The sequence below is a fragment of the Nocardioides asiaticus genome (genome assembly GCF_040049175.1).
Taxonomy (GTDB): Bacteria; Actinomycetota; Actinomycetes; order Propionibacteriales; family Nocardioidaceae; genus Nocardioides; species Nocardioides cheoyonin.
In genome coordinates, this window is the sequence record NZ_JBDZDM010000001.1 from 616,304 (window position 1) to 640,119 (window position 23,816).

Annotated in this window: 22 protein-coding genes; 10 read left to right on the plus strand and 12 right to left on the minus strand. The window is 71.7% G+C overall.

Annotation, left to right across the window (positions count from 1 at the left end; all coding sequences use genetic code 11):
* The first annotated feature begins 2 nt into the window (after nt 1–2).
* The 3 genes from ABLE53_RS02975 (at nt 3) to ABLE53_RS02985 (ending at nt 2,392) form a co-directional block, all read left to right on the plus strand.
* Nucleotides 3–923, plus strand: a complete 921-nt coding sequence (locus ABLE53_RS02975) for an ABC transporter permease (RefSeq protein WP_348857116.1) — start codon at nt 3–5, stop codon at nt 921–923.
* Nucleotides 924–1,005: 82 nt separating this feature from the next.
* Nucleotides 1,006–1,896 carry a glycine betaine ABC transporter substrate-binding protein gene (locus ABLE53_RS02980; RefSeq protein WP_348857117.1) on the plus strand — a complete coding sequence of 297 codons (891 nt, stop codon included), beginning with the start codon at nt 1,006–1,008 and terminating at the stop codon, nt 1,894–1,896.
* A gap of 106 nt (nt 1,897–2,002) precedes the next feature.
* Entirely contained in the window at nt 2,003–2,392 is a 390-nt protein-coding gene (locus tag ABLE53_RS02985; RefSeq protein ID WP_348857118.1) for a PPOX class F420-dependent oxidoreductase, read from the plus strand.
* Nucleotides 2,393–2,522: 130 nt separating this feature from the next.
* Here ABLE53_RS02985 and ilvC read toward each other — a convergent pair whose 3' ends face one another.
* The 4 genes from ilvC to ABLE53_RS03005 form a co-directional block, all read right to left on the minus strand.
* Complete coding sequence (gene ilvC / locus ABLE53_RS02990) at nt 2,523–3,554, minus strand: ketol-acid reductoisomerase (RefSeq protein WP_348857119.1); 1,032 nt, start codon at nt 3,552–3,554, stop codon at nt 2,523–2,525.
* A gap of 73 nt (nt 3,555–3,627) precedes the next feature.
* Complete coding sequence (gene ilvN, locus ABLE53_RS02995; RefSeq protein WP_348857120.1) at nt 3,628–4,197, minus strand: acetolactate synthase small subunit; 570 nt, start codon at nt 4,195–4,197, stop codon at nt 3,628–3,630.
* Nucleotides 4,197–5,957: an acetolactate synthase large subunit gene (locus tag ABLE53_RS03000; RefSeq protein WP_425474833.1), complete on the minus strand. Its 1,761-nt coding sequence runs from the start codon at nt 5,955–5,957 to the stop codon at nt 4,197–4,199. The genes ilvN and ABLE53_RS03000 overlap by 1 nt, the downstream gene beginning before the upstream one ends.
* A gap of 250 nt (nt 5,958–6,207) precedes the next feature.
* Nucleotides 6,208–6,864: a 4a-hydroxytetrahydrobiopterin dehydratase gene (locus ABLE53_RS03005; RefSeq protein WP_348857122.1), complete on the minus strand. Its 657-nt coding sequence runs from the start codon at nt 6,862–6,864 to the stop codon at nt 6,208–6,210.
* Nucleotides 6,865–7,008: 144 nt separating this feature from the next.
* On the opposite strand from ABLE53_RS03005, the gene ABLE53_RS03010 reads away from it, so the two are divergent.
* Together ABLE53_RS03010 and ABLE53_RS03015 are read left to right on the plus strand one after the other, a co-directional pair.
* On the plus strand, nt 7,009–8,682 hold the full coding sequence (locus tag ABLE53_RS03010) for an APC family permease (protein ID WP_348857123.1): 1,674 nt from the start codon (nt 7,009–7,011) through the stop codon (nt 8,680–8,682).
* A 94-nt stretch (nt 8,683–8,776) separates the two neighbouring features.
* Nucleotides 8,777–9,238 (plus strand): NUDIX hydrolase, encoded by a 462-nt coding sequence (locus tag ABLE53_RS03015; protein WP_348857124.1) that lies wholly within the window; start codon nt 8,777–8,779, stop codon nt 9,236–9,238.
* Here ABLE53_RS03015 and ABLE53_RS03020 read toward each other — a convergent pair.
* Genes ABLE53_RS03020 through ilvD form a run of 3 tightly spaced genes read right to left on the minus strand, consistent with a single transcriptional unit; the run spans nt 9,228 to nt 12,735 of the window.
* On the minus strand, nt 9,228–9,935 hold the full coding sequence (locus ABLE53_RS03020; RefSeq protein ID WP_348857126.1) for a GNAT family N-acetyltransferase: 708 nt from the start codon (nt 9,933–9,935) through the stop codon (nt 9,228–9,230). The two genes, ABLE53_RS03015 and ABLE53_RS03020, sit on opposite strands and share 11 nt — an antisense overlap.
* Before the next feature lie 10 nt (nt 9,936–9,945).
* A complete protein-coding gene (locus ABLE53_RS03025; RefSeq protein ID WP_348857127.1) occupies nt 9,946–10,974 on the minus strand; it encodes an FUSC family protein in 1,029 nt (342 codons plus the stop codon).
* Between the two features lie 57 nt (nt 10,975–11,031).
* Nucleotides 11,032–12,735: a dihydroxy-acid dehydratase gene (gene ilvD, locus ABLE53_RS03030; RefSeq protein WP_348857128.1), complete on the minus strand. Its 1,704-nt coding sequence runs from the start codon at nt 12,733–12,735 to the stop codon at nt 11,032–11,034.
* A gap of 141 nt (nt 12,736–12,876) precedes the next feature.
* Between ilvD and ABLE53_RS03035 the strand changes: the two genes are divergently transcribed.
* Together ABLE53_RS03035 and ABLE53_RS03040 are read left to right on the plus strand one after the other, a co-directional pair.
* The gene (locus ABLE53_RS03035; RefSeq protein ID WP_348857129.1) at nt 12,877–13,632 is read left to right on the plus strand and encodes an HAD family hydrolase; all 756 of its coding nucleotides are present in this window, start codon (nt 12,877–12,879) and stop codon (nt 13,630–13,632) included.
* A gap of 8 nt (nt 13,633–13,640) precedes the next feature.
* Entirely contained in the window at nt 13,641–16,256 is a 2,616-nt protein-coding gene (locus ABLE53_RS03040; RefSeq protein ID WP_348857130.1) for a glycoside hydrolase family 65 protein, read from the plus strand.
* A 28-nt stretch (nt 16,257–16,284) separates the two neighbouring features.
* Here ABLE53_RS03040 and ABLE53_RS03045 read toward each other — a convergent pair whose 3' ends face one another.
* Complete coding sequence (locus ABLE53_RS03045) at nt 16,285–17,367, minus strand: WD40/YVTN/BNR-like repeat-containing protein (protein ID WP_348857132.1); 1,083 nt, start codon at nt 17,365–17,367, stop codon at nt 16,285–16,287.
* A gap of 18 nt (nt 17,368–17,385) precedes the next feature.
* Here ABLE53_RS03045 and ABLE53_RS03050 point away from each other — a divergent pair, with 18 nt between their 5' ends.
* The 3 genes from ABLE53_RS03050 to ABLE53_RS03060 all read left to right on the plus strand — a co-directional run bounded on the left by ABLE53_RS03050 (nt 17,386) and on the right by ABLE53_RS03060 (nt 19,498).
* Nucleotides 17,386–18,249, plus strand: a complete 864-nt coding sequence (locus ABLE53_RS03050; protein WP_348857133.1) for an EamA family transporter — start codon at nt 17,386–17,388, stop codon at nt 18,247–18,249.
* 194 nt (nt 18,250–18,443) lie between these two features.
* Nucleotides 18,444–18,572 carry a hypothetical protein gene (locus ABLE53_RS03055; RefSeq protein WP_348857135.1) on the plus strand — a complete coding sequence of 43 codons (129 nt, stop codon included), beginning with the start codon at nt 18,444–18,446 and terminating at the stop codon, nt 18,570–18,572.
* Complete coding sequence (locus ABLE53_RS03060) at nt 18,569–19,498, plus strand: alpha/beta fold hydrolase (protein WP_348857136.1); 930 nt, start codon at nt 18,569–18,571, stop codon at nt 19,496–19,498. The genes ABLE53_RS03055 and ABLE53_RS03060 overlap by 4 nt, the downstream gene beginning before the upstream one ends.
* Before the next feature lie 15 nt (nt 19,499–19,513).
* Here the strand turns inward: ABLE53_RS03060 and ABLE53_RS03065 are convergent, their stop codons facing one another.
* The 4 genes from ABLE53_RS03065 to ABLE53_RS03080 are packed head-to-tail and all read right to left on the minus strand — an operon-like array spanning nt 19,514 to nt 23,815.
* On the minus strand, nt 19,514–20,311 hold the full coding sequence (locus ABLE53_RS03065) for an ECF transporter S component (protein ID WP_348857137.1): 798 nt from the start codon (nt 20,309–20,311) through the stop codon (nt 19,514–19,516).
* Complete coding sequence (locus ABLE53_RS03070; protein WP_348857139.1) at nt 20,308–21,963, minus strand: ABC transporter ATP-binding protein; 1,656 nt, start codon at nt 21,961–21,963, stop codon at nt 20,308–20,310. Before ABLE53_RS03070 ends, ABLE53_RS03065 begins: the two co-directional genes overlap by 4 nt.
* Entirely contained in the window at nt 21,960–23,117 is a 1,158-nt protein-coding gene (locus ABLE53_RS03075) for an energy-coupling factor transporter transmembrane component T family protein (RefSeq protein ID WP_348857140.1), read from the minus strand. Before ABLE53_RS03075 ends, ABLE53_RS03070 begins: the two co-directional genes overlap by 4 nt.
* Nucleotides 23,114–23,815 carry an immunoglobulin domain-containing protein gene (locus ABLE53_RS03080; RefSeq protein WP_348857141.1) on the minus strand — a complete coding sequence of 234 codons (702 nt, stop codon included), beginning with the start codon at nt 23,813–23,815 and terminating at the stop codon, nt 23,114–23,116. Before ABLE53_RS03080 ends, ABLE53_RS03075 begins: the two co-directional genes overlap by 4 nt.
* Between the last annotated feature and the right edge of the window lies 1 nt (nt 23,816).

The following is a 23,816-nucleotide window of genomic DNA, read 5'->3' on the forward strand; positions in this document are numbered from 1 at the left end:
TGATGACCATCCCCCTGAACCTCATGCCGCGCATCAACCTCGGCGAGTGGGCCAGCGACGCCGTCGACTGGCTGACCACCCACTGGGGCGGCTTCTTCGACGGCGTCGCAAACGTCCTCAACAGCATCGTCGGCCACATCACCGACGGGCTGCTCTCGGCGCCGATCATCGTCGTGGTGATCGTGCTGGCGGCCATCGCCTTCCTCTCCCGCGGCTGGAAGCTCGCGATCGTGGCCGCCGTCGGCCTGCTGCTGATCGACTCGTTCGACGAGTGGAGCGCCGCCATGGAGACCCTGGCGCTCATCGTGGTCGCCGCGGTGATCGCGATCGTCCTCTCGATCCCGATCGGTCTCCTCGCGGCCCGGTCGCGCATCGCCTCGGCGATCACCCGTCCGGTCATGGACTTCATGCAGACGCTGCCCGCCTTCGTCTACCTGCTGCCGGTCCTGTTCCTCTTCGGCCTCGGCCAGGCGGCCGGCGTGCTCGCGACGATCGTCTTCGCGCTGCCGCCCGGCGTACGCCTCACCGAGCTGGGGATCCGCCAGGTCGACGCCGAGATGGTCGAGGCGGGCCAGGCGTTCGGGGCGACGTCCGGCAAGATCCTGCGCGGTGTCCAGATCCCGCTCGCGATGCCGACGATCATGGCGGGCGTCAACCAGGTGATCATGCTGTCGCTGTCGATGGTCGTCATCGGCGGCATGGTCGGCGCTCCCGGGCTCGGGAGCGACGTCACGGCGGCACTGACCTCGCTGCAGATCGGTCAGGGCGCCGAGGCCGGCGTCTCGGTCGTGATCCTGGCCATCTACCTCGACCGCGTCACCGCCGGTCTCAGCCGGACCGCGGAGTCCCCGGTCGCCAAGGCCCGACGGTTCCTCCGCCGACGCCAGGCTTCGCCGCAGCCGGCAGTCGTCACGCAGTCCTGACCGCCTACCCCCGCCCCGGGCGACATGAGCGTCCGGGGCGCGCAACCCAGTACCCCGAGATGAACGACGAGAAGGAGTCATCATGAAGCGCCTCAAGCTCGGCGCCGCGGTCGCGGCCCTCGCCCTCCTGGGCGTGGCCGGCTGCGCCAGCGGCAACAGCGAGACCGGTGGCGGCGGAGACAACGCCGGCGGAGGCAAGCAGATCACGATCGGCTACATCAACTGGGACGAGGACGTCGCCGTCACCCACCTGTGGCAGCAGGTCCTCGAGGACAAGGGGTACGACGTCACGATCCAGCAGATCGCCGACGCCGGTCCGACCTACGTCGGCCTGTCCAAGGGCGACATCGACCTCTTCTTCGACGGCTGGCTGCCGGCCACGCACGCGTCGTACTGGAAGAAGTACGGCAGCCAGCTGACCGACATCAAGACGTGGTACGACAGCGCGCCGCTGACCATCGCGGTGCCGAACTACGTCACCGACGTGAAGTCGCTGTCCGACCTGAAGGCACACGCCGACGAGTTCGACAACACGATCATCGGCATCGAGCCGGGCGCGGGGCTGACCGCGACGACGAAGAAGATGATGCCGCAGTACGGCCTCTCCGACTGGACCCTGAAGACGTCGTCCACGGCCGGCATGCTCGCCGAGCTCAAGAAGGCGACCGACGCCAAGAAGCCGATCGTCGTCACGCTCTGGCGGCCGCACTGGGCCTACTCCGCGTTCCCGATCCGTGACCTCCAGGACCCGAAGGGCGCCATGGGCAAGCCCGACCAGATCCACGCGATCGGCACCGGCAGCTTCGCCGACGACTTCCCCGAGGTCGACGCGATGGTGAAGAAGTTCCACATGGACGACAAGCAGCTCGGCAGCCTCGAGGAGACCGTCCTGCAGGAGCACAAGGACGACATGGAGACCGGCGTCGAGGAGTGGCTCAAGGCCAACCCCGACTTCGAGTCCTCGCTCGGCTGACCTGTCCCGCCGGCGTACCGACGCCCCGTCGCCCTCGGGTGGCGGGGCGTCGTCGTACCCGTCGCTCGTCCTTCGCGCCCGTCACCCGCGGGCGTAGGTTGCCGGTATGGACCTCGCCGACTCCACCTGCGTCGCCCTCACGACGTACCGCCGCAACGGCGACGGCGTCACGACCCCGGTCTGGATCTCGCGACTGCCCGACGGGCGGCTCGGCTTCTACACCGCGATGGGCACCGGCAAGACCAAGCGGCTGCGCCGCGACCCGCGCCTCACGCTCCAGCCGTGCGGCTGGTCGGGCAGGCTCAAGCCCGGCACCGTCCCCGTGACCGGCACCGCCGAGCTCCACCAGGGCGACGGCGCGTACGACGAGACGATGGCCGCCATCAGGAAGAAGTACGGCCTGAAGGCGCGCCTCGCGCTCACGGCCGGTCCGCTGACGCTGAAGCGCCACGGCCTGACATACGCCGACACCGCCGTCGTCGTCACGCTCGACTGACCCGACCGACCCCCGCCGGGTCGGCACTGTGCACCCCTGAAATGCACCGAGCCGGCGCCGCTGCACACGCGCTGGTGTGCAGAGGCGCCGACTCGGCGGGCGTACGGCGTCCGGAAGCGCCGACCCGCGGTCAGTCGCGGGTCGCGGTGCCCTCGGTGTAGTCGGTGTCGTGGGACTTGACCCAGGCCATCAGCTTGCGGAGCTCGCGGCCGGTCGTCTCGATCGGGTGCTGCTCACCCTTGGCGCGCAACTCCTTGAACTCCGGCGCGCCGGCGTCCTGGTCGGCGATGAACCGCTTGGCGAAGGTGCCGTCCTGGATGTCGGCCAGGACCGCCTTCATGTTCTCCTTCACGTGCGGGTCGATGACCCGGGGCCCGGAGACGTAGTCGCCGTACTCGGCGGTGTCGGAGACCGACCAGCGCTGCTTGGCGATGCCGCCCTCGTACATCAGGTCGACGATGAGCTTGAGCTCGTGGAGCACCTCGAAGTAGGCGACCTCGGGCTGGTAGCCGGCCTCGGTGAGCGTCTCGAAGCCGTACATGATCAGCTGGGACGCGCCGCCGCAGAGGACGGCCTGCTCGCCGAAGAGGTCGGTCTCGGTCTCCTCGGTGAAGGTGGTCTTGATGCCGCCGGCGCGGAGGCCGCCGATCCCCTTCGCCCACGAGAGCGCGAGGTCCCAGGCCTTGCCCGAGGCGTCGGCCTCGACGGCCACGAGCACCGGGACGCCGCGGCCGTCGACGTACTCACGGCGGACGAGGTGGCCGGGGCCCTTCGGCGCGACCATGAAGACGTCGACCCCCTCCGGCGGCGTGATGTAGCCGAACCGGATGTTGAAGCCGTGGCCGAAGCCGAGCGCCTTGCCAGGAGTCACGTGGGGCGCGATCTCCTCGGCGTACAGCTTCCGCTGGTGCTGGTCGGGGGCCAGGATCATGATCACGTCGGCCCACTCCGAGACCTCCGCGGGGGTGCCGACGACGAGGCCCTCGGCCTCCGCCTTGGCGCGGCTCTTGGACTCCGGCTGGAGACCGATGCGCACGTCGACGCCGGAGTCGCGCAGGGACAGCGAGTGGGCGTGACCCTGGCTGCCGTATCCGATGACCGCCACCTTCTTGCCCTGGATCAGGGACAGATCGGCGTCGTCGTCGTAGAACATCTCAGCCACGGGGGCTTCTCCTTCGTTGTTTCTTGTGTTGGGGGTGAGTCTGGCGCGCGGGCGGCGGCCGGGTGGAACCGGGTCAGCCGGCCGCCGGCGGAGCCGGGACCGCGACCGGCCGCAGGCTGCGCTCGGAGATCGACCGCGAGCCGCGGCCGATGGCGAGTACGCCGGACTGGACGAGCTCGCGGATGCCGAACTGCTCGAGCACGCGCAGGAAGTCGGCCAGCTTGTCAGTGTTGCCGACGATCTGGACCGTCAGCGCGTCCGGCCACACGTCGATGGCCTTGGCGCCGAAGAGGTTGACGACCTCGAGCACCTGGCCGCGGGTCTCCGCGGTGGCGGAGACCTTGACCAGCATCAGCTCGCGCTGGACCGACGCGGCGGGATCGAGCTCGACGATCTTGATGACCTCCACCAGCTTGTTGAGCTGCTTGGTCACCTGCTCCAGAGGGGTGTCCTCGACGTTGACGACGATCGTCATCCGGGAGACCTCGGCGTGCTCGGTCGGGCCGACCGCGAGGGACTCGATGTTGAACCCGCGCCGGCTGAACAGCCCGGCGATGCGGGCGAGGACGCCCGGCTTGTCCTCGACCAGGACGCTGAGGGTGTGCCTGCCCGTCGGCGTCTGCTTGTGCGGTGCGATGCTCATCAGAGGTCGTCCTCGTCGAACTTGGGCGCGAGGTCGCGCGCGTACTGGATCTCGTCGTTGCTGGCGCCGCCGGCGATCATCGGCCAGACCATCGCGTCCTTGTTGACCCGGAAGTCGACCACGACGGGCACGTCGTTGATCTCCATGGCCTTCTCGATCGTGGCGTCCACGTCGTCGGCGCTCTCGCACGCGAGACCGACGCAGCCGTAGGCCTCCGCGAGCTTCGGGAAGTCGGGGATGCGCACCGGTCCGCCGTGCTTCTGCAGGTTGGTGTTGGAGTAGCGCTCGTTGTAGAAGAGCGTCTGCCACTGCCGGACCATGCCGAGGTTGTCGTTGTTGACCACGGCGACCTTGATCGGGATGTTCTCGATCGCGCAGGTGGCGAGCTCCTGGTTGGTCATCTGGAAGCAGCCGTCGCCGTCGATGGACCAGACGGTGGCGTCGGGGCGGCCGACCTTGGCGCCCATCGCGGCGGGTACGGAGTAGCCCATGGTGCCGGCGCCGCCGGAGTTGAGCCAGGTGTTGGGGTGTTCGTAGCCGATGAACTGCGCGGCCCACATCTGGTGCTGGCCGACCCCGGCGACGTACAGCGCCTCGGGGCCGGCGATCTTGCCGAGCCGCTCGATGACGTACTGCGGCGCGAGGCCCTCCGCGGGGGCGTCGTAGCCCAGGGGGTACTTCTCCTTGATCCCGGCGAGGAAGGTGATCCAGCCCTGGTAGTCGCCGGTGCGGCCCGCAGCGACCTCCGGCTCGAGCACGGTCAGCAGGTCGGTGACGACCTCCTTGATGTCGCCGACGATCGGCACGTCGGCGTACCGGTTCTTGCCGATCTCCGCGGGGTCGATGTCGGCGTGGATGACGGCGGCGTTCGGCGCGAAGGAGGACAGGTCGCCGGTGACGCGGTCGTCGAAGCGGGCGCCGAGGCTGACGATCAGGTCGCTCTTCTGCAGCGCGGCGACCGCCGCGACGGTGCCGTGCATGCCCGGCATGCCGAGGTGCTGCGGATGGCTGTCGGGGAAGGCCCCGCGCGCCATCAGGGTGGTGACGACCGGGATGCCGGTGAGGTCGGCTAGCCTGCGCAGCTCACGGTGGGCGCGCGAGCGGATGGTGCCGCCGCCGACGTAGAGGACCGGCTTGCGGCTGGCCAGGATGAGCCTGGCCGCCTCGCGGATCTGCTTGGCGTGCGGCTTCGTCACCGGCCGGTAGCCGGGCAGGCTGAGCTCCGTGGGCCAGTCGAAGGTGGTCTGTGCGGTCAGTGCGCTCTTCGCGACGTCGACGAGCACCGGGCCGGGCCGGCCCGTGGAGGCGATGTGGAACGCCTCCGCCACCCGGCGCGGGATCTCGGCGGCATCGGTGACCAGGAAGTTGTGCTTCGTGATCGGCATCGTGATGCCGCGGATGTCGGCCTCCTGGAAGGCGTCCGTGCCGATCAGGGTCTCCCCCACCTGGCCGGTGATCGCGACCAGCGGCACCGAGTCCATGTGGGCGTCGGCGATCGGGGTGACCAGGTTGGTCGCCCCCGGCCCGGAGGTGGCCATGCACACCCCGACCCGGCCGGTCGCCGCGGCGTACCCCTCGGCGGCGTGGCCGGCGCCCTGCTCGTGGCGTACGAGGACGTGGCGGATCTTCGAGTCCATGAGCGGGTCGTACGCCGGGAGGATGGCCCCGCCCGGGATGCCGAAGATGTGGTCGGCGCCCGCTGCTTCCAGCGACTTGATCAGGCTCTGTGCGCCGGTGACCGACGCGCCCTGCTCGCTCATGTCTCTGCGTTTCCTACTCGTGTCGTCCGGGTGACTGCTGCATGTGTGATCCCAACAAAAAACCCTCCGGCCCGAAGGCAGCGGAGGGAGACGCGTCGGCTGGCTGGGGCTCAGGCGACGCGCCCGGTAAGTACGAGAATCTGGTGCAGCATGCGCACACCGTAACCGCGGCGATCGTTTCGTGTCACCCGAGTGTGACACGCGTCCCAGCATGTGGGACCGCGGTCCCACTTCCCGGACATCCCGGCGGCTACTGCCTCCCCAGCCAGGTGGAGAAGTCGACCCGGTTGCCGTCGGCGTCGGCCAGCGTTGTCCACGCGGGCGCGAAGCCGTCGTTGACGACCGTGCCGCCGTTGTCGAGCGCCTTGCGGATCCGCTGCTCGGCGACGTCGTCGGGGACGTCGATGTCGACGTGGAAGCCGTGCGGGTCGTCGGTCTGCTGCAGGTACAGCCCGGGCGCCTGGTCGGTGTCGGCGAGGAACGCGTCGTACGACGGGTCCGGCGACGTCCCGAGCACCGCCTGCCAGAACGGGCTGATCGCGTCGGGGTCCGGCGTGTCGAGCGCGATCGAGACGATCTGGAGCGACCCGGGCTGCGGCGTCGCGCCGAGCCGGTCGGCGATCTCGCTGATCACCCGCGCGAGCCGGATGTCGCGCTGGGTGATGCCACCGACGTCGTGGCTGACCAGTGTGACGTCGACGTGCGGGTAGCGCAGGTCGAGATCCGGATGATGGTTGGCCTTCTCGGCCTCCTCCGCGACCTGGTTGACCATCGTCAGGCCGGCGGCGAAGGAGCCGGTCGCGAACCTCGCGCACAGCCGGCCCGCCAGGAGCCGCCAGTCGGTCAGCAGCTCGGCGGCGATCGAGGGCGGGTCGAGGACCTGCTTGTCCTCGTCGGTGATGGCCATGCCGTCACCGTAACCCGGCCGCCGCGCATCCATGCAGGTCAGCGAGGGAATCGGTGAATGATCCGTTGGGCTCGGGCCAGCGCGTGAAGCACGCCCGAAACATAGGCTCCCGTATGGTCGTTGACCATCCGACTCGGAGGTTACATGTCCACATCACCTTTATCGACCCCGGCGGCGGAAGGCTCGTCGCCCTCGAACACCGAGCTCAAGCGAAATCTCGGCATCGTCGGCCTGCTCTTCGCGAGCGTCGGCTCGATCATCGGCTCCGGATGGCTCTTCGGGGCCCTCAACGCCGCGGCCACGACCGGCCCGTCGGCGATCCTGTCCTGGATCGTCGGCGGCGTGATGGTCTCGTTCATCGGCCTCGTCTTCGCGGAGCTGGGGTCCATGTTCCCGATCGCGGGCGGCGTGGTGAGGTTCCCGCACCTCGCCTTCGGCTCGTTCGCGAGCTACACGGCCGGCTGGTCCACCTGGGTGGCCGCGTCGACCACCGCGCCGATCGAGGTCGAGGGGGCGCTGCAGTACGCCACGCGGTACGCCGACTTCACCGAGGCCCACAAGGGCGGCACGGTGCACACGCTGACCCCGCTCGGCTTCGTCGTCGCGATCGTGCTGATGGCGGTCTTCGTCGTCATCAACTACATCGGCATCTCGTGGTTCGCCCGGATCAACAACGTGCTGGTGTCGTGGAAGCTGGTGATGATCGTCCTGGTCATCCTGGCGTTCCTGTTCACCTCCTTCCACGGCAGCAACCTCCACAGCGAGGGCTTCTTCACCCACGGCGCCCAGGGCGTCTTCAGCGCCGTCGCCACCTCGGGGATCGTGTTCTCCTTCCTCGGCTTCCGGCAGGCCATCGAGCTCGCCGGTGAGGGCGCCAAGCCCAAGCGGGACATCCCGATGGCCGTCCTCGGCTCGATCCTCGTGACGGGCATCCTGTACGTCGGCCTGCAGATCGCCTTCCTGGTGGCCCTCGACCCGGGCAAGCTCGCCCAGAACGGCTGGGACAACGTCGGCAACGTGCTCACGAACTCCGCCGGGCCGCTGGCCTCGGTCGCGAGCGCCATCGGCCTCGGCTGGCTGGCCGTGCTGCTCTACATCGACGCGATCATCTCCCCCGGCGACACCGGCCTCATCTACACGACGACCACGGCGCGGATGTCGTACGCCATGGGCCGCAACGGCAACGCCCCGCGCGCCCTCACGAGGACGACGCTGAGCGGCGCGCCGTGGGTCAGCCTCGTCGTGGCGTTCATCGTGGGCATCATCGCGTTCCTGCCGTTCCCGAGCTGGCAGCAACTGGTCGGGTTCATCACCTCGGCGACGGTGCTCTCCTTCGGCCCCGGACCGCTCGCCGTCGGCGCGCTGCGCCGCCGGATCCCCGAGCACGAGCGGCCCTTCCGCGTGCCGGGCGGCGACCTGATCCCGATCCTCGGGTTCGCCTCCAGCAACCTGATCATCTACTGGACCGGCTGGAACACCGACTGGAAGCTGTTCGTCGCGATCCTGCTCGGCTACGCCCTGTTCGCGATCCACGAGCTCATCTCCGCGGAGACTCCTCCGCTCGAGCTGCCGTCGGGCGCCGTCTGGGTGATCCCGTGGCTCGCCGGCCTCGCGATCATGTCGTACGTCGGCGACTTCGACGGCGGCCAGGGCTGGGTCGGCTTCTGGACGTCGATCATCATCCTCGTGGCGTTCTCGGTCGTCATCTACTACCTCGGCGTGCGCAACGCGCTGTCGAGGGAGCAGATCGAGCGTCACATCGCCGAGGCCGAGGAGGAGTCGGTCGAGGAGGCAGCCGCGCTCGGCGGCACCCACTGAGCGGACCCGATGACGGGCGGCCCCCCGCGCCGGCGGCCTTCACTTTCGCCGCGCGGGGGTCCCTCGGGGCGCTCACCCGGATACGCTGCGTAAGGTGATCCTCCCCTACAAGCCGGTCGACCGACGCCGCATCCGGGTCAAGGCGTTCGCTGTCATCCTCGACAGGACCGCGGAGAGGCACGCCGTCGCGCGCATGGCGACGGCGGAGAACCCGGTGTTCCACCGGCCGCTCGGCGGGTCGGTCAAGCACGGGGAGCACAGCTCGGAGGCCGTCGTACGCGAGGTGGCCGAGGAGCTCGGGGCCACCTTCGTGGAGCCGGTGCTGCTCGGCGTGCTCGAGAGCCTCTTCACCATCGAGGGCGAGAGCGGGCACGAGATCGTCTTCGTGTACGCCGGTCGGCTGGCCGAGCAGGAGGCGATCCCGGACGAGGGCCGGCCCTTCCGCGACCTCGACAAGGACCGCTACGTCGAGTGGCGGCCGGTGACCGGGCTCCTCGACGTGCCGCTCCTCCCCGAGGGGCTCCAGGACCTGATCGACGTCTGGGTCAAGACCTGACCCGCAGGCTGGTCAGCTGGCGACCGTCGGCGTCGAAGCTGCCGGGGTCGAGCCAGCGCTCGTGGGCGGCGCGTACGACGGGCCACTCCTCCGCCGTCACCGAGAACCAGTCGGTGTCGCGGTTGCGGCCCTTCACGACGAGGTGGTGGCGGAAGCGCCCCTCGTAGGTGAAGCCGAGCCGCGCCGCCGCCCGTCGCGACGGCTCGTTGAGGCTGTCGCACTTCCACTCCAGCCGACGGTAGCCGAGCGTGTCGAGCGCGTGCCGCATCAGCAGGTGGAGCGCCTCGGTGGCCGCCCGGGTCCGCTGGAGGGTGCGGCCGAACAGCACCCCGCCGATCTCGATGGACCCGTGGGCGGGCACCACGGCGGCGTACGCCGCGATGCCGGTGGCGAGGCCGGCCCGCTCCCCCTCGGTCGGCACCAGCGCGAACGTGAGCGTGTCCGGGGTGTCGACGACGCCGGCGAGGTGCATCCACAGCTCCGCCAGCGAGCCCGGCCGCCCGATCGTGCGATAGGTCCACAGCCGGCCGTCGTCGGGACCGCAGGTGGCCGCGTAGAGATCGGCGTACGCCGCCGAGCTCAGCGGCTCCACCCGCACGTAGCGCCCCTCGAGGGTCACCGGCTCGGGCCGCGGGCGCTCCTCCCAGCCGGCGACGACGTCGCCGACGGCCTGGCCGTGGTCGTCGATCTCGGGCACGGCCGTGACGCTAACCGGCGTACGACCGGACGCGCTCACCCGGTCGGCTCACGTAGCCCACGACCAGGCCGACGACGACGCCCATGAGCGTCTCGAGCCCCCGGTCGGCGAGGAGCTCCCCGGTGGGGACCGGCGCCACCAGGTGGACCATGAGCAGCGCGAGCGGGGTCACGAAGACCAGCGCGAGCGCGTAGTTGCGACCGACGAGGAGCTCCGCGCCCGCCTGCATGGCGGCGACGACGACCACGACGGCGATGCCCTCGAGGCCGAGCTCCAGGATCACCCAGGCCAGGGCGAGGCCGAGCGCGGTGCCGACGACGCGGTGGAGGCCACGGACGAGTTGGACGGGGAGGGCCCGCGCCGCGAGGGGTACGACGGCGGAGACCATCGCCCAGTACGGCCGGCCGATCCCGGAGCCGGTCGCGAGCGCTCCCGCCAGCCCGACCCCGACGCCGGACTGCAGCGCGTAGCGCCACACGCCCTCGACAGCGCCGCCGATCGGCCGGTCGGGGAGCACGGCCGGACCGGGCCGGCGTACACGGCGCCACAGCGAGCCGACATTGCCGACGGCGACGGCGAAGAGCGCCGAGGCCGCCGAGACGGCGAGGGCGCGCGGGACGTCGCCCGGCTCCGCCGGGATCGAGGCGACCGCGGCGAACCCGAAGACCTGGAAGAGCGAGCCGGGCGGGTGCCAGCCCTGTCGCGCGGACAGCGCGGAGGCCCCGACGGCGACCATCGCCGCGAGCGGCACCGACAGCCACGCCCGCTGACCGGAGAGCCCGACGAGGACCCCGAGCGTCACCATCGCCGTCTGGACGGCGCCGACGGTCAGCTGGAGCCTCATCCGGTGGAGACCGGCCCTCTCCCGGCCGTAGAGCGACGTGAACGCGCCGAATGCGGCATAGATCGACCAGGACAGATGGTCGGCCGCGAGCAGCACGAGCAGCGGCACCGTGATCGAGACCGTCGCGCGGACGGCGATCCGGTGGGACCCCGCGTGCGGCCCGATCGTGACGAGGCGGGAGACCAGGGCGGACATCGCCGTGATCCTCTCAGAGCGGGCAGGGCGATCCGGCGCCGGTCGCGCCGGAGGCGGTCAGCTCGTGACAGCGCCCACAGCCGCCGACTTCACCGTTTTGGCGTACTTCCCGAGGACGCCGCGGGCGTACCTGGCAGGGAGCGGCTCCCAGCCGACCTGGCGGCGCTCGAGCTCGTCGGGCTCCACCTCGACGTCGAGGATCTTGTTGAGCACGTCGAGGACGATGGTGTCGCCGTCCTGCACGAACGCGATCGGGCCGGCGTCGACCGCCTCGGGCGCGATGTGGCCCACACAGAGTCCGGTCGTGCCGCCGGAGAACCGGCCGTCGGTGATGAGCAGGACGTCCTTGCCGAGGCCGGCTCCCTTGATCGCGCCGGTGATGGCGAGCATCTCCCGCATCCCCGGGCCGCCCTTCGGACCCTCGTAGCGGATCACCACCACGTCGCCGGGCTTGATGCCGCCCGCCTCGAGCGCGTCCATGGCGGCGCGCTCGCCGTCGAAGACCCGGGCGGTGCCGCGGAAGACCGTGTCGTCGAAGCCGGCGGTCTTCACGACCGCGCCCTCCGGGGCGAGCGTGCCCTTGAGGATGGTGAGGCCACCGGTCTTGTGGATCGGCTTGTCCATGGTGCGGATGACGTCGCCGTCGATCGGGGCGGGGGCGAGCTCCTCGAGGTTCTCGGCCATCGTCTTCCCGGTGACGGTCAGCGCCTCGCCGTGGAGGAGCCCGGCGTCGAGCAGCGCCTTCATCACCACCGGGATGCCGCCGACCTTGTCGACGTCGTTCATGACGTAGCGGCCGAACGGCTTGAGGTCACCGAGGTGGGGCACCTTCTCGCCGATCCGGTTGAAGTCGTCGAGGGTCAGGTCGACCTCGGCCTCGTTCGCGATCGCGAGCAGGTGGAGCACCGCGTTGGTGGAGCCGCCGAGCGCCATCACGACGGTGATGGCGTTCTCGAACGCCTCCTTGGTCATGATCTGCCGCGCGGTGATGCCCTTGCGCAGCAGGTTGACGACCGCCTCCCCCGAGCGGTGGGCGAAGCCGTCGCGTCGCCGGTCGACGGCGGGCGGCGCCGCAGAGCCCGGCAGCGACATGCCGAGCGCCTCTGCGACCGAGGCCATCGTGTTGGCGGTGTACATGCCGCCACAGGCGCCCTCGCCCGGGCAGATGGCCTTCTCGATCCGGGCCACCTGGTCACGGCTCATCCGGCCGGCGAAGCAGGCGCCGACGGCCTCGAAGGCGTCGATGATCGTGACGTCCTTGCCGTCGACCTGTCCGGGCATGGTGCTGCCGGCGTACAGGAAGACCGCGGCGAGGTCGAGGCGGGCGGCGGCCATCAGCATGCCGGGCAGCGACTTGTCGCAGCCGGCGAGCAGCACCGAGCCGTCGAGGCGCTCGGCGTTCATGACGGTCTCGACCGAGTCCGCGATCACCTCGCGCGAGACCAGCGAGAAGTGCATCCCCTCGTGGCCCATCGAGATGCCGTCCGAGACGGAGATGGTGCCGAACTCGAGCGGGTAGCCCCCGGCGGCGTGCACGCCGTTCTTGACCGCCTTGGCCAGCCGGTCGAGGGAGAGGTTGCAGGGGGTGATCTCGTTCCACGACGAGGCGACCCCGATCTGCGGCTTGGCGAAGTCCTCGTCCCCGAGCCCTACCGCCCGCAGCATCCCGCGCGCGGCGGTCGCCTCGAGGCCGTCGGTGACGACTCGGGAGCGTGGCTTGATGTCGGGGGTCCCGGCGTCGGGAGATGAGGCATCGGTCATGACGCACAGGTTAATCCGGTCGGACTACGCCGGCGGCGCCGGTCTCAGGGACGGCGTCGCGGAGCCCGTCGCAGGCTGTGTACGACGTGACCGTCACCTCCGGTTCATCCATCTCGTGGTGAAAGGTCCTAGCCTTGCCACATGGACACCACCCAGGTGACTGACGTGACGTGGGAGAAGTACGCCGCCGTGCTGTTCGACCTCGACGGCGTGGTCACGCCGACGGCGGTCGTCCACATGCGCGCGTGGGCGGAGATGTTCAACGCCTTCCTCCAGGAGAAGGCGCCCGACGCGGCGCCCTACACCGACGAGGACTACTTCGCCCACGTCGACGGCAAGCCCCGCTACGACGGGGTTCGCGACTTCCTCGCGTCCCGCGGCATCACGCTGCCGGAGGGGACGCCGGCCGACCCGCCGACGGCGGAGACCGTCTGCGGTCTCGGCAACCGGAAGAACGACGCCTTCAACGCCGTCCTCGCCCGCGACGGCGTCGAGGCCTACCCGGGCTCGGTCCAGTTCCTCGACTACCTCGCCACGCTCGGCACCCCCCTCGCCGTCGTCTCCTCCTCGGTCAACGCGCCGTCGGTGCTGGAGTCGGCCGGGCTGCTCGACCGCTTCGGCGTGGTCGTGAGCGGCGCCGTGGCCGCCGAGCACAACCTGCCGGGCAAGCCGCGGCCCGACACGTTCCTGTTCGCGGCCGTCGAGCTCGGCGCGGCGGCCGCCGACGCGGTCGTGCTCGAGGACGCCGTGTCCGGCGTCAAGGCCGGCGCGGCCGGCGCCTTCGGGCTGGTCGTCGGCGTCGACCGCGGTGCCGGCCACGACGCCCTCGCGGAGGCGGGCGCCGACCTGGTCGTCAGTGATCTGGCGGAGCTCGTCCCGCAGGGGGGTACGCAGTGAAGAGCGGTGTGGGTCCCGATCCCCTCGACCGCGCCCGGTTCCCCGTCGACCCGTGGCGCCTGGTCGAGCGCAGCTACTCCCCCGAGGACCTCGGCCTGACCGAGACCCTCTTCTCCGTGGCCAACGGCTACCTCGGCATGCGGGCCAACCCCGAGGAGGGCCGGCCGGCGTACGCCCACGGGACGTTCCTCAACGGCTTTCACGAGACCTGGCCGATCCGGCACGCGGAGGCGGCGTACGGCTTCGCGGAGACGGGCCAGACCATCGTCAACGTCCCCGACGCCAAGGTCATGAAGATCTACGTCGACGACGAGCCGCTGACCTTCGGCACCGCCGACCTCGAGGACTACGAGCGGGTGCTCGACTTCCGTGACGGCGTGCTGCGCCGCAGCCTGGTGTGGCGTACGCCGTCCGGCAAGCGGGTCTGCATCCGCTCGACGCGGATGGTGTCGATGACCCAGCGCCACCTCGCCCTGATGACGCTCGAGGTGACCATGCTGACCGGCAGCGCGCCGGTCGTGATCTCCTCCCAGCTGCTCAACCGGCAGGACGGCAAGGACGAGTACCACGTCGCCTCCGATGCGCTCGGCCACGGCGCCGACCCGCGGAAGGCCTCGGCGTTCGAGGACCGCGTGCTGCTGCCGCGGATGAGCTACTGCACCGAGGAGCGGATGCTGCTCGGCTACCAGTGCGCCCGGTCCGGGATGACGATCGCCGTGGCCGCGGACCACCGGATCGAGACCCCCGACCCGGTCGAGACGGTGCTGCGCTCCGAGGAGGACCTCACCAAGGTCGTCTTCCGGGCCGACGCGACCGAGGGCAACACGCTGCGGCTGGAGAAGGTCGTCTCCTACCACTCCTCCCGCGGCGTCCCCGTCCGGGAGCTGTCCGACCGCTGCGACCGCACCCTCGACCGCGCCGCCCGGCTCGGCCTCGACCACTTCCTCGAAGACCAGAAGGCGTGGTACGCCGACTTCTGGGACCGCGCCGACGTCGAGATCTCCGGACCGGGCCGGGAGATCCAGGCCGTCCAGCAGGCGGTGCGGTTCAACCTCTTCTCCCTGGCCCAGGCCACCGCCCGCACCGACGGGCTCGGCGTCCCCGCCAAGGGCGTCACCGGGTCGGGCTACGAGGGCCACTACTTCTGGGACACCGAGATCTACGTCGTCCCGTTCCTGTGCCACACCCAGCCCGAGATCGCGCGCAACGTGCTCCACTTCCGGTCCGTGATGCTGCCCTCCGCCCGGCGCCGCGCGGCCCAGATGGCGCAGAACGGCGCGATGTACCCGTGGCGGACCATCAACGGCGAGGAGGCCTCGGCGTACTACGCCGCCGGCACCGCGCAGATGCACATCGACGCGGACATCTCCTACGCCCTGATGAAGTACGTCTACGCCGCCGGCGACATGGGCTTCCTCATGCGCGAGGGCATCGACATCCTGGTGGAGTGTGCCCGGATGTGGGCCGACCTCGGCTTCTGGCGCCACAACGGCACGCCCTCGTTCCACATCCACGGCGTGACCGGGCCGGACGAGTACACCACGGTGGTCAACAACAACCTGTTCACCAACGTGATGGCCCGCTACAACCTCGAGAAGGCAGCCCAGGCGGTCCACCGGATCAGGAAGGACCACCCGCACGAGTACGAGCTCGTGGCGGGCCGGCTCCAGCTCACCGACGACGAGGTCGAGGAGTGGAAGCGCTGCGCCGAGGGGATGTACATCCCGTTCGACGAGGGTCTCGGCATCCACCCGCAGGACGACCTGTTCCTCTCCCGCGAGGTGTGGGACCTCTCCAAGACGCCCGCGGAGCTGCGCCCCCTGCTGCTGCACTACCACCCGCTGGTGATCTACCGGTTCCAGGTGCTCAAGCAGGCCGACGTCGTGCTCGCGCTCTTCTTGCAGGGCGACCGGTTCACGCTCGAGGAGAAGCGCGCCGACTTCGAGTACTACGACCCGATCACCACCGGCGACTCCACGCTGTCGGCCGTCGTGCAGTCGATCATCGCCGCCGAGGTGGGCTACCACGAGGTGGCGCTGCGCTACTTCCACGATGCGCTGTACGTCGACCTCGACAACCTCCACGGCAACACCGTCGACGGCATGCACATCGCCTCGACCGGCGGCGTGTGGAGCACGCTGGCGTACGGCTTCGGCGGGCTGCGCGACCATGCCGACGGTCTCCGCTTCGACCCGCGGCTGCCCGAGCCGTGGGAGTGCCTCTCCTTCCGGGTCGCCTGGCGGGGGTCGCGGATCAAGGTGGAGATCACCGAGGACGAGGCGCGCTTCACCGTCGAGACGGAGGGGATGCAGCCCGACGTCCCGCTGACGGTGCGCGGCACGACGTACTCCGTCTCCAAGGGCTCGCCACTGCTCGTCCCGCTCCCCGACCAGGGGCCGCGGATCGACGGCCAGCTGGGCGAGAAGCCGCTCGTCGGCGGCACCCGTCCCGACGGCAGCACGATCACCTCGTCGGTGCCCGCCGCGATCGAGCCGGAGGACTACGAGGAGGCGCACGCCCACACCGGCACCGTCCCCTCGATCGGGCCGGAGCCGCCGACCCGCACCGAGGAGACCTCCGGACCGGTCCCGGAGAACGGCCACCTGCCGGCCGGCGAGCGCTGACCGACCCAGACCGCGCTCAGACCTGCGCTCAGACCGCGCCGGCGCGCACGCAGACGACGTCGGGGAGGTTCTCGGCGGCGACCCGCCAACTCCCGCCTGCGTCGGTGGAGACGAGCACCTCGCCGTTGCGGAACCCGGCGTACAGCCCGGCGCCCACCTCGGGTCCGTGGTCGTCGGTGGTCATCGCGTCGCGCAGCACCGCGACGTAGCACGGATCGGGCAGGCCGGCGCCGTACGGCTGCCAGGTCTCGCCCGCGTCGGTCGAGCGCCAGACCAGCGCCTTCCCGTCCGGCGGGCAGCGCCGGTCGTCGAGCGGGAAGACGAAGACGGTGTCCGGCTCGTGCGGGTGGACGACCATCGGGAAGCCGAAGTCGGAGGGCAGCCCGTCGGCGATCGAGGTCCACGAGCCACCGGCGTCGTCGCTGCGGTAGACGCCGCCGTGGTTCTGCAGGTAGATCCGCTCGGGGCGGGAGGGGTGCCGCGCCATCTTGTGGACGCACTGGCCGAACTCGGGGTACTCCTGCCCGTCGGGGGCGAAGACCACCTTGATCCCCCGGTTGCGGGGCGCCCAGCTGGCGCCGCCGTCGGTCGTGGCGTAGACGCCGCCGGTCGAGATCGCGACCAGCGCCTCCTCCGGGTCGGTGGGGTGGGGCAGCAGGGTGTGGAAGGCCTGCCCGCCGAAGCCGGCATTCCACTCGGGCCGGTGCGGGTGGTCCCACAGTGATCGCTGGAGCCCGAAGGTCTCCCCGCCGTCGTACGAGGTGAAGACCGCGCCGGGCTCGGTGCCGGCCCACACGGTGCCGGGCTCGGCGCCGGGCGCCAGCGCCCAGATCCGCTCGACGCTCGCGTCGACGTCGTCCGGGAAGCGCGGGGGCTGCGCCGCCTCCTTCCAGGTCTCGCCGAGGTCGTCGGAGATGTGGACCTGCGGGCCGATCCACATGCTGGTCGCGCCGGCGTAGAGCCGGGGCGTTCCGCCGCGGGTGTCGACCATGCAGGAGTAGACCTCTTGGAGGTCGAAGTGCGGCCCGGTGAACTCCCAGGTCTCACGCGCGTCGTCGGAGCGGCCGACCCACAGCCCTTTGCGGGTCCCGACCATGAGCACTGTCGCCATGGTCCCTACCCTGACCCCGTGACCGCCGTCCTGCCAGTACCCGGCTACCTCAGATCTCCGGTGCTGCTGGTGATGGTGGGCATCCTGTCGGTGCAGTTCGGGGCCGCCGTCGCCAAGGACCTCTTCGACGTCGCCTCGCCGACCACCGTGGTCTGGCTGCGGCTGCTCACCTCCGCCGTGGTCCTGCTGGCGTGGGCCCGGCCGCGGCTGCGCGGCCGCTCGCGCCGGGACTGGCAGGTCGTCGTCGGCTTCGGAGCGGCCCTGGGACTGATGAACTGGTCGATCTACCAGGCGTTCTCCCGGATCCCGCTCGGGATCGCCGTGACCCTCGAGTTCGTCGGGCCGCTCGCGCTCGCTGTGCTCGGCTCGCGGCGCCCGCGCGACCTGCTCTGGGTCCTGCTGGCCGCCTGCGGCGTGGTCTTCCTCGGTATCGAGCCGGGCACCGTCACCTGGGCCGGGGTCGGGTTCGCCCTGCTGGCGGGGACGGCCTGGGCGGCGTACATCCTGTTGAGCCAGGCGACCGGCGCCCGCTGGGCCGGCATCGACGGCCTGGCGGTGGCCTCCACCATCGCGGCGGTGGGGCTCGCCCCGGTCGCGCTGGCGTACGCCGACGGGCTGGACTCGCCGCGGGTCTGGCTGCTCGGGGCGCTGGTGGGCGTGCTCAGCTCGGTCGTGCCGTACAGCTGCGAGCTGGTGGCGCTGCGCAGCCTGTCCTCGGCGGTGTTCGGGATCCTGATGTCGCTCGAGCCCGCCGCCGCGGCGCTGGCCGGGCTCCTCGTGGTCGGCGAGACCCTGAGCCTGCTGCAGTGGCTCGCGATCGTGTGCGTCGTCGTCGCGAGCGTCGGCGCGACGCGCTCGTCGCCGGCACCGGCGGTCGTCTGACCGGGCGACCGGGACCTCGGTCCCGGGCCGAACGACCGCGCGCGTGAGGAGAGGTTCACACAGATCTCACCTTTGCGTGACCCGTCCGCCCGGGCCTGCGACCTAGCCTGGGTCGCACGTCTTCGCCCCCGCCTGGAGTCGTCGTGCTCGCCCTCCTTCCCCTGCACCCCGTCCGATCCATCCTCAGCTGGCCCGTGGCCTCCCAGGCCCGTTCGCGCCGCAACGCCCTTGTTGCCAACACCGCCCTCGCGGCCCGCCGGGCCGAGCGCGAGGAGGTCGACAGGTACCTCGACGACCTGACGTCGGGCAGAATCACCGCGTGACCCTTCCGCGCGCCGTCGTCGAGTCGACCGTCGAGTTCCGCGACGTGCTATCTGACGACGGCACGCTGCTGCGCGCCTGGACCAACGACCCCGACGGCGTCGTCGACGGCCCCACCGTCCTGCTCTGCAACGGGCTCGGCACCTCCCCGTGGAACTGGCCCGCCCTCCTCCACACCGACTGCGGCGTACGCGTGGTCTCGTGGCACCACCGGGGCACCTCGGGCTCGGACCGCCCGCTCGACCAGAAGAAGGTGGGGGTCACCCAGTTCGTCGAGGACGCGCTGTCGGTCATGGACCACTTCGGGCTCGACCGGCCGGTCGTGATGGGCTGGTCGGTCGGCGTCAACACCATGTTCGAGCTCGCCGCCGAGCACCCCGAGCGGGTCGCTGGGCTGTTCGCCGTCGCCGGCGTGCCCGGCGACACCTTCTCGACCATGCTCGGGCCGCTCCGCCTCCCGCGCCCGGCGGCGCGCGCGATCACCGTGACGGCGTCGCGCTGGCTCAAGGCGACCGGGCGCCTCCTGACCCCGCTCGCATCGCGGGTCGAGGTCAGCCCCCGGGTCATCGACGTCCTCAGCCACACCGGGCTGCTCTTCAAGGTGCCCGACCGCGAGCTGGCGGCCCTGGCGCTGGAGGAGTTCCTCTCCACGCCGGTCGACTGGTACTTCCACCTCGCCCTCCGCACCTCCGAGCACGGCCGGGTCTCGCTGCGCCGGATCAAGGTTCCCGTCGTCTTCGTCGCCGGCAGCTGGGACATCCTCGCCGGCGCCCGCCACATGGCCACCGCCGCCGAGCGCGTCCCCGACGGCACGTACGTCGAGCTCCGCGGCAGCCACTTCGTGCAGATGGAGCAGCCCGAGCTGGTCCACCAGCTGCTCCTCGACTTCCTGCGCCGCGTCGACGCCGGGCGGCCCGTCCGCTACTGAGGGGCGGCCGGGCGGCTACTGAGGGGCGCTCGTCGCCACCCGGCCGGTCACGGTGGCCCGTCGCGCGGCGCGGCGCAGCGTCGTGAGCACGGCCGGGCCGAGGACGCAGGTGGCGATCGCGGTCGTGACGGCGCGGCCGGTGTCCCAGCTGGTCGTCGAGGTCAGCAGCGTGTAGCGCAGGAAGGTCGCGAGGTTCTCCCCCACCGACGCGGACGGGTCGAAGGAGAGGTTGCCCGTGTGGCCCGGCACCGCCACCCCGGTGAGCAGCGGCCAGCCCTGGAGGTTGAGCAGCAGCCCGTAGACGTAGGACGCCAGCACGCCGTACGCCGCGAGCAGGGCGATCTCCCAGCGACCGGTGACGCGGCGCGGCAGCAGGCCCGCCCCGAGGCCGACCCAGCCGGCGACAAGCATCTGGTACGGCAGCCACGGCCCCACCCCGGCCGTCGTCAGCGCGGAGGCGAACAACGAGGTGCAGCCCAGCACGAACCCGAAGCCGGGCCCGAACACCCGGCCGGCCAGCACCAGCAGGAAGAAGACCAGCTCCACCCCCGCCGTCCCCGCCGAGAGTCCGCGCAGGACCGCCTCGATCGCGCTCAGCACCCCGAGGATCGCCAGCACGCGCGGGTCGAGACCGCCCTGGGCGAGCTCCGCCAGGGTGACAGCGATCATGACGGGCATCAGGGCGAGGAACAGGAACGGCGGCTGGACCCGGTCACCGCCGACCAGCAGGGGCCACATCAGCATGAGCAGGCCGCCGGCGGAGGCGGCCGCGAGGATCGCCGCCGACCACGAGGAGACGCGTACGCCGCTCACCGGCCGCTCTCCTCTGCCGCCCGACCGCCCCGGGTCGCCAGGGCGGCGGTCACGTCCTCGACCCGGACCCAGCCGGGACCGAGGACCTTGCTCACCTGGGGCGCGAAGGCAGGCGACTCGGCGACCACCCGGCGTACATCTCCGGCGGAGACCACCTCGCCCTCGGCCAGGACGACGACGTCGTCGGCCACCTGCGCGGTGAACTCGACGTCGTGGGTCGCCACCATGACGGCCCGACCGGCCCGGGCGAGGTCGCGCAGGATGGTGCCGAGGGCAGCCTTCGCGGCGTAGTCGAGACCGCGGGTGGGCTCGTCGAGGAGTACGACGGGCGGGTCAGCCGCCAGCACCAGCGCCAGCGCCAGGGCGAGCCGCTGGCCCTCCGACAGGTCCCGCGGGTGCCGCTCGCCGGGCAGACCGGGCACCAGCCGGTCGAGGATCTCGCGGGTGCGCGGGCCGCCGGAGGCGCACTCGTCGTCGACGGTCTCGAGGTAGAGCAGGTCGGCCGCGGTCTGAGGCAGCAGCCCGACGAGCGCTCGCCGACCGGCGGCGTCGAGCCTGGCCGGGTCGCTCCCCGCGACGTCGACCGAGCCCGCCGTACGCCGCCGGGTGCCCTGCAGCGTCCACAGCAGCGTCGACTTCCCCGACCCGTTGCGACCCATCAGCGCCGTCACGCGCCCCGCGGCGAGGGTCAGGTCCACCTCCTTGAGCGCGATCGTCTTGCCGAGGATCACGCTGAGGCCGGAGGTTGTCAGGGAAATTCCGATGTTGTGGGGTGTCTGAACAGCCGACAACCTCGGGTTTCCCCGGCCGGCCGGGGAAACCCGGCTCCCCGGCTCCGGCAGCGCCACCCCCCGCGCCCGCCGGCGCGCGTCGCGGACGGTGAGCGGGAGCGGGTCCCAGCCGAGAGCGCGGCCGAGCTCCATGAGGGGAGGTACGACGGGCGAGGTGCGCAGCAGGTCGGCGGGCTCTCCCACGAGCACCCGGCCGTCGCCCGGCAGCAGCGCCATCCGGTCGGCGAAGGGCACGACGCGCTCCAGCCGGTGCTCGGCGAGCACGACCGAGGTGCCGAGGTCGTGGACGAGCCGCGTGATGGTGGCGAGCACGTCCTCGGCGGCGGTGGGGTCGAGGGCCGAGGTCGGCTCGTCGAGGACGAGAACCCGCGGGTGCATGGTGAGCACCGAGCCGATCGCGACCCGCTGCTGCTGCCCGCCCGACAGGCTGCGCAGCGCACGGTGGCGGAGGTCGGCGATCCCGAGCAGGTCGAGAGTCTCCTCCACCCGGCGCCGCATGGTGGCCGGCGGCAGCCCGAGCTGCTCCATCCCGTACGCGAGCTCCTCCTCCACCGTGTCGGTGACGAAGCCCGCGGCCGGGTCCTGGCCGACGTACCCGATGTCGGCGGCGCGCTCCCGCGGCGGCGTACGCACGATCGAGACGCCGTCGAGCAGCAGGTCACCGGCGAGCGTGCCGCCGGTGAACCGCGGCACCAGCCCGGAGAGCACGCCCAGCAGCGTCGACTTGCCCGACCCGGTCGGCCCGGAGACGAGGAGCAGCTCGCCCTCCTCGATCGTGAGGCTGACGCCGTCGAGCACGGGTGCGGCCGGACCGTCGGGGGTGTCCTCGTGGCGGAAGGTGATGTCCTGCAGCTCGATCACGCGACCGCCTCCTGCTCGCCGACGGCCATCGAGACAGGCACCGGGGCGGCCACGGCAGGCACCAGCCCGAGGAGTACGCCGGCGAGCGCCACGGCGCTTACGGTCGGGCTCGCGGAGACGTCGGGGTAGGCGACGGGTACGTCGTGGTGGCCGACCCACCAGCCGGCGACGCCGACCGCGACCCCGGTCGCCACGACGGCCAGCTCCGGCCAGCGCCACGGGTCCGGGCGGTAGACCGTCCGCTCCACCCGCCGGCCGGCCAGCACGAGGCCGAGCGCGGCGGCGGCGAGCCCGCCGACCACCATCGGCGCGACGAGCCAGCGCGGCGCCGTGGGGTCGAGGACGGCGTACGCCCCGACACCGAGCCCGACCAGACCGACCAGTATCGCCGCCGAGGTGAGCCTCCGTTGCGCGGGACTGAGCCGCCCGGCCCGGCCATAGCCGCGGGTGTCCATCCCCGCCGCCAGCGACAGCGAGCGCTCGAGCGCGTCCTCGAGGACCGGCACGACGAACCGGCGCAGCCGGCCGACCCGCCTGCCCCACCCCGTGGGCTCGATCCCGGCGCGCAGCGCCTGCGCGGCCCGCACCCGGCGGGCGGAGTCGGCGAGCTGCGGGAGGACGGTGACGGCGACGACGAGAGCGGTGCCCACCTCGTACAGCGCGGGCGGCATCGACCGCAGCAGCCGCTTCGGGTTGGCGAGCGCGTTGACCGCGCCGAGGCAGACCACGATCGCGGCCAGCCTGAGCCCGTCGTACAGGCCCGCCAGCAGGCCCTCCCGCGTCACCGGCCCGAGCAGCCGGATGCCGAGAACCCAGTCGGGCAGCGGCACGGTCGGCAGGTCGACCAGCACGTGGCCGGGCACGCCGCCGAGGAGGATCCGGAAGAGCACGCGTACGACGACGATGAACGCCCCGACCGCCAGGTAGAGCCGGAACACCCGCGCCCACGGCTGGTCCGAGCGGCGGGCGAGGACCACGAGCACGGCGACGGCGACGAGGAGGACCAGGAGCCAGGGATTCGTCGTGCTGGACGCGTACGCCGCCAGTCCGATCCCCCACACCCACCACGCGACCGGGTGGAGGTCGCGCGGCAGCCTGGCGCCGCTGCTCACCCGTGCCCGCATCACCGCCCGGGCGCTCGTCGCGACGCTCACGACCGCCGCCTACGGCCCACCGCGACCGCACCGCCGAGGACGACGAGTACGACGACCGGCGCCACCCAGCCGGGAAGCCCCCCACCGCCCGAGCTGTCGTCGGTCTCCGACCGGGCGTCGGTGCTCGAGCCGTCCGAACCGGTGGTCGAGCCTGTCGAGACCGAGCCGGCCGACGGAGCCGCGGCGTCCCCCACCGCCGCCGCGACGCCCGTCGCCGGGGTCCCCTTGCTTGCGCCCTGGACCCAGGTGAACGCCACCGCTCCCCCGTCCGGCACCTCGAGCCCGCCCGCGGCGAGCGAGGAGTAGACCCACGGCGAGCTGCCGTCGGTCCACCACAGCGACCAGTAGGCGTCGGCCGGCGGCACCTGGGCGCACGACGCGTCGGCGGGCCGTCCGTCGACCCGGCAGACGAAGTCCGGGGCGGTCCGGACCGCCGTCAGCGTGTGGCCGGCGTCCGCGAAGATCCGGTCGGCGGTCCGGCCGCCTCCGTCCTCGTCGCAGGACATCTCGGGCTCGCCCCCGAGCGCGTTCGGCTCGACGACCACCGCGACGCCGTGGCCGCCGGAGCAGCCGGCCTGCCGGGCAGCAGGCGCGCCCGCGCCCGCCACGGCATACGCCGGTGCGACGGCCTGCCCGGCCCCGGCCACGAGGGCCAGGACTGGGACCAGGACGAGGAAGGCGAGCCGGACGAGCGCCACG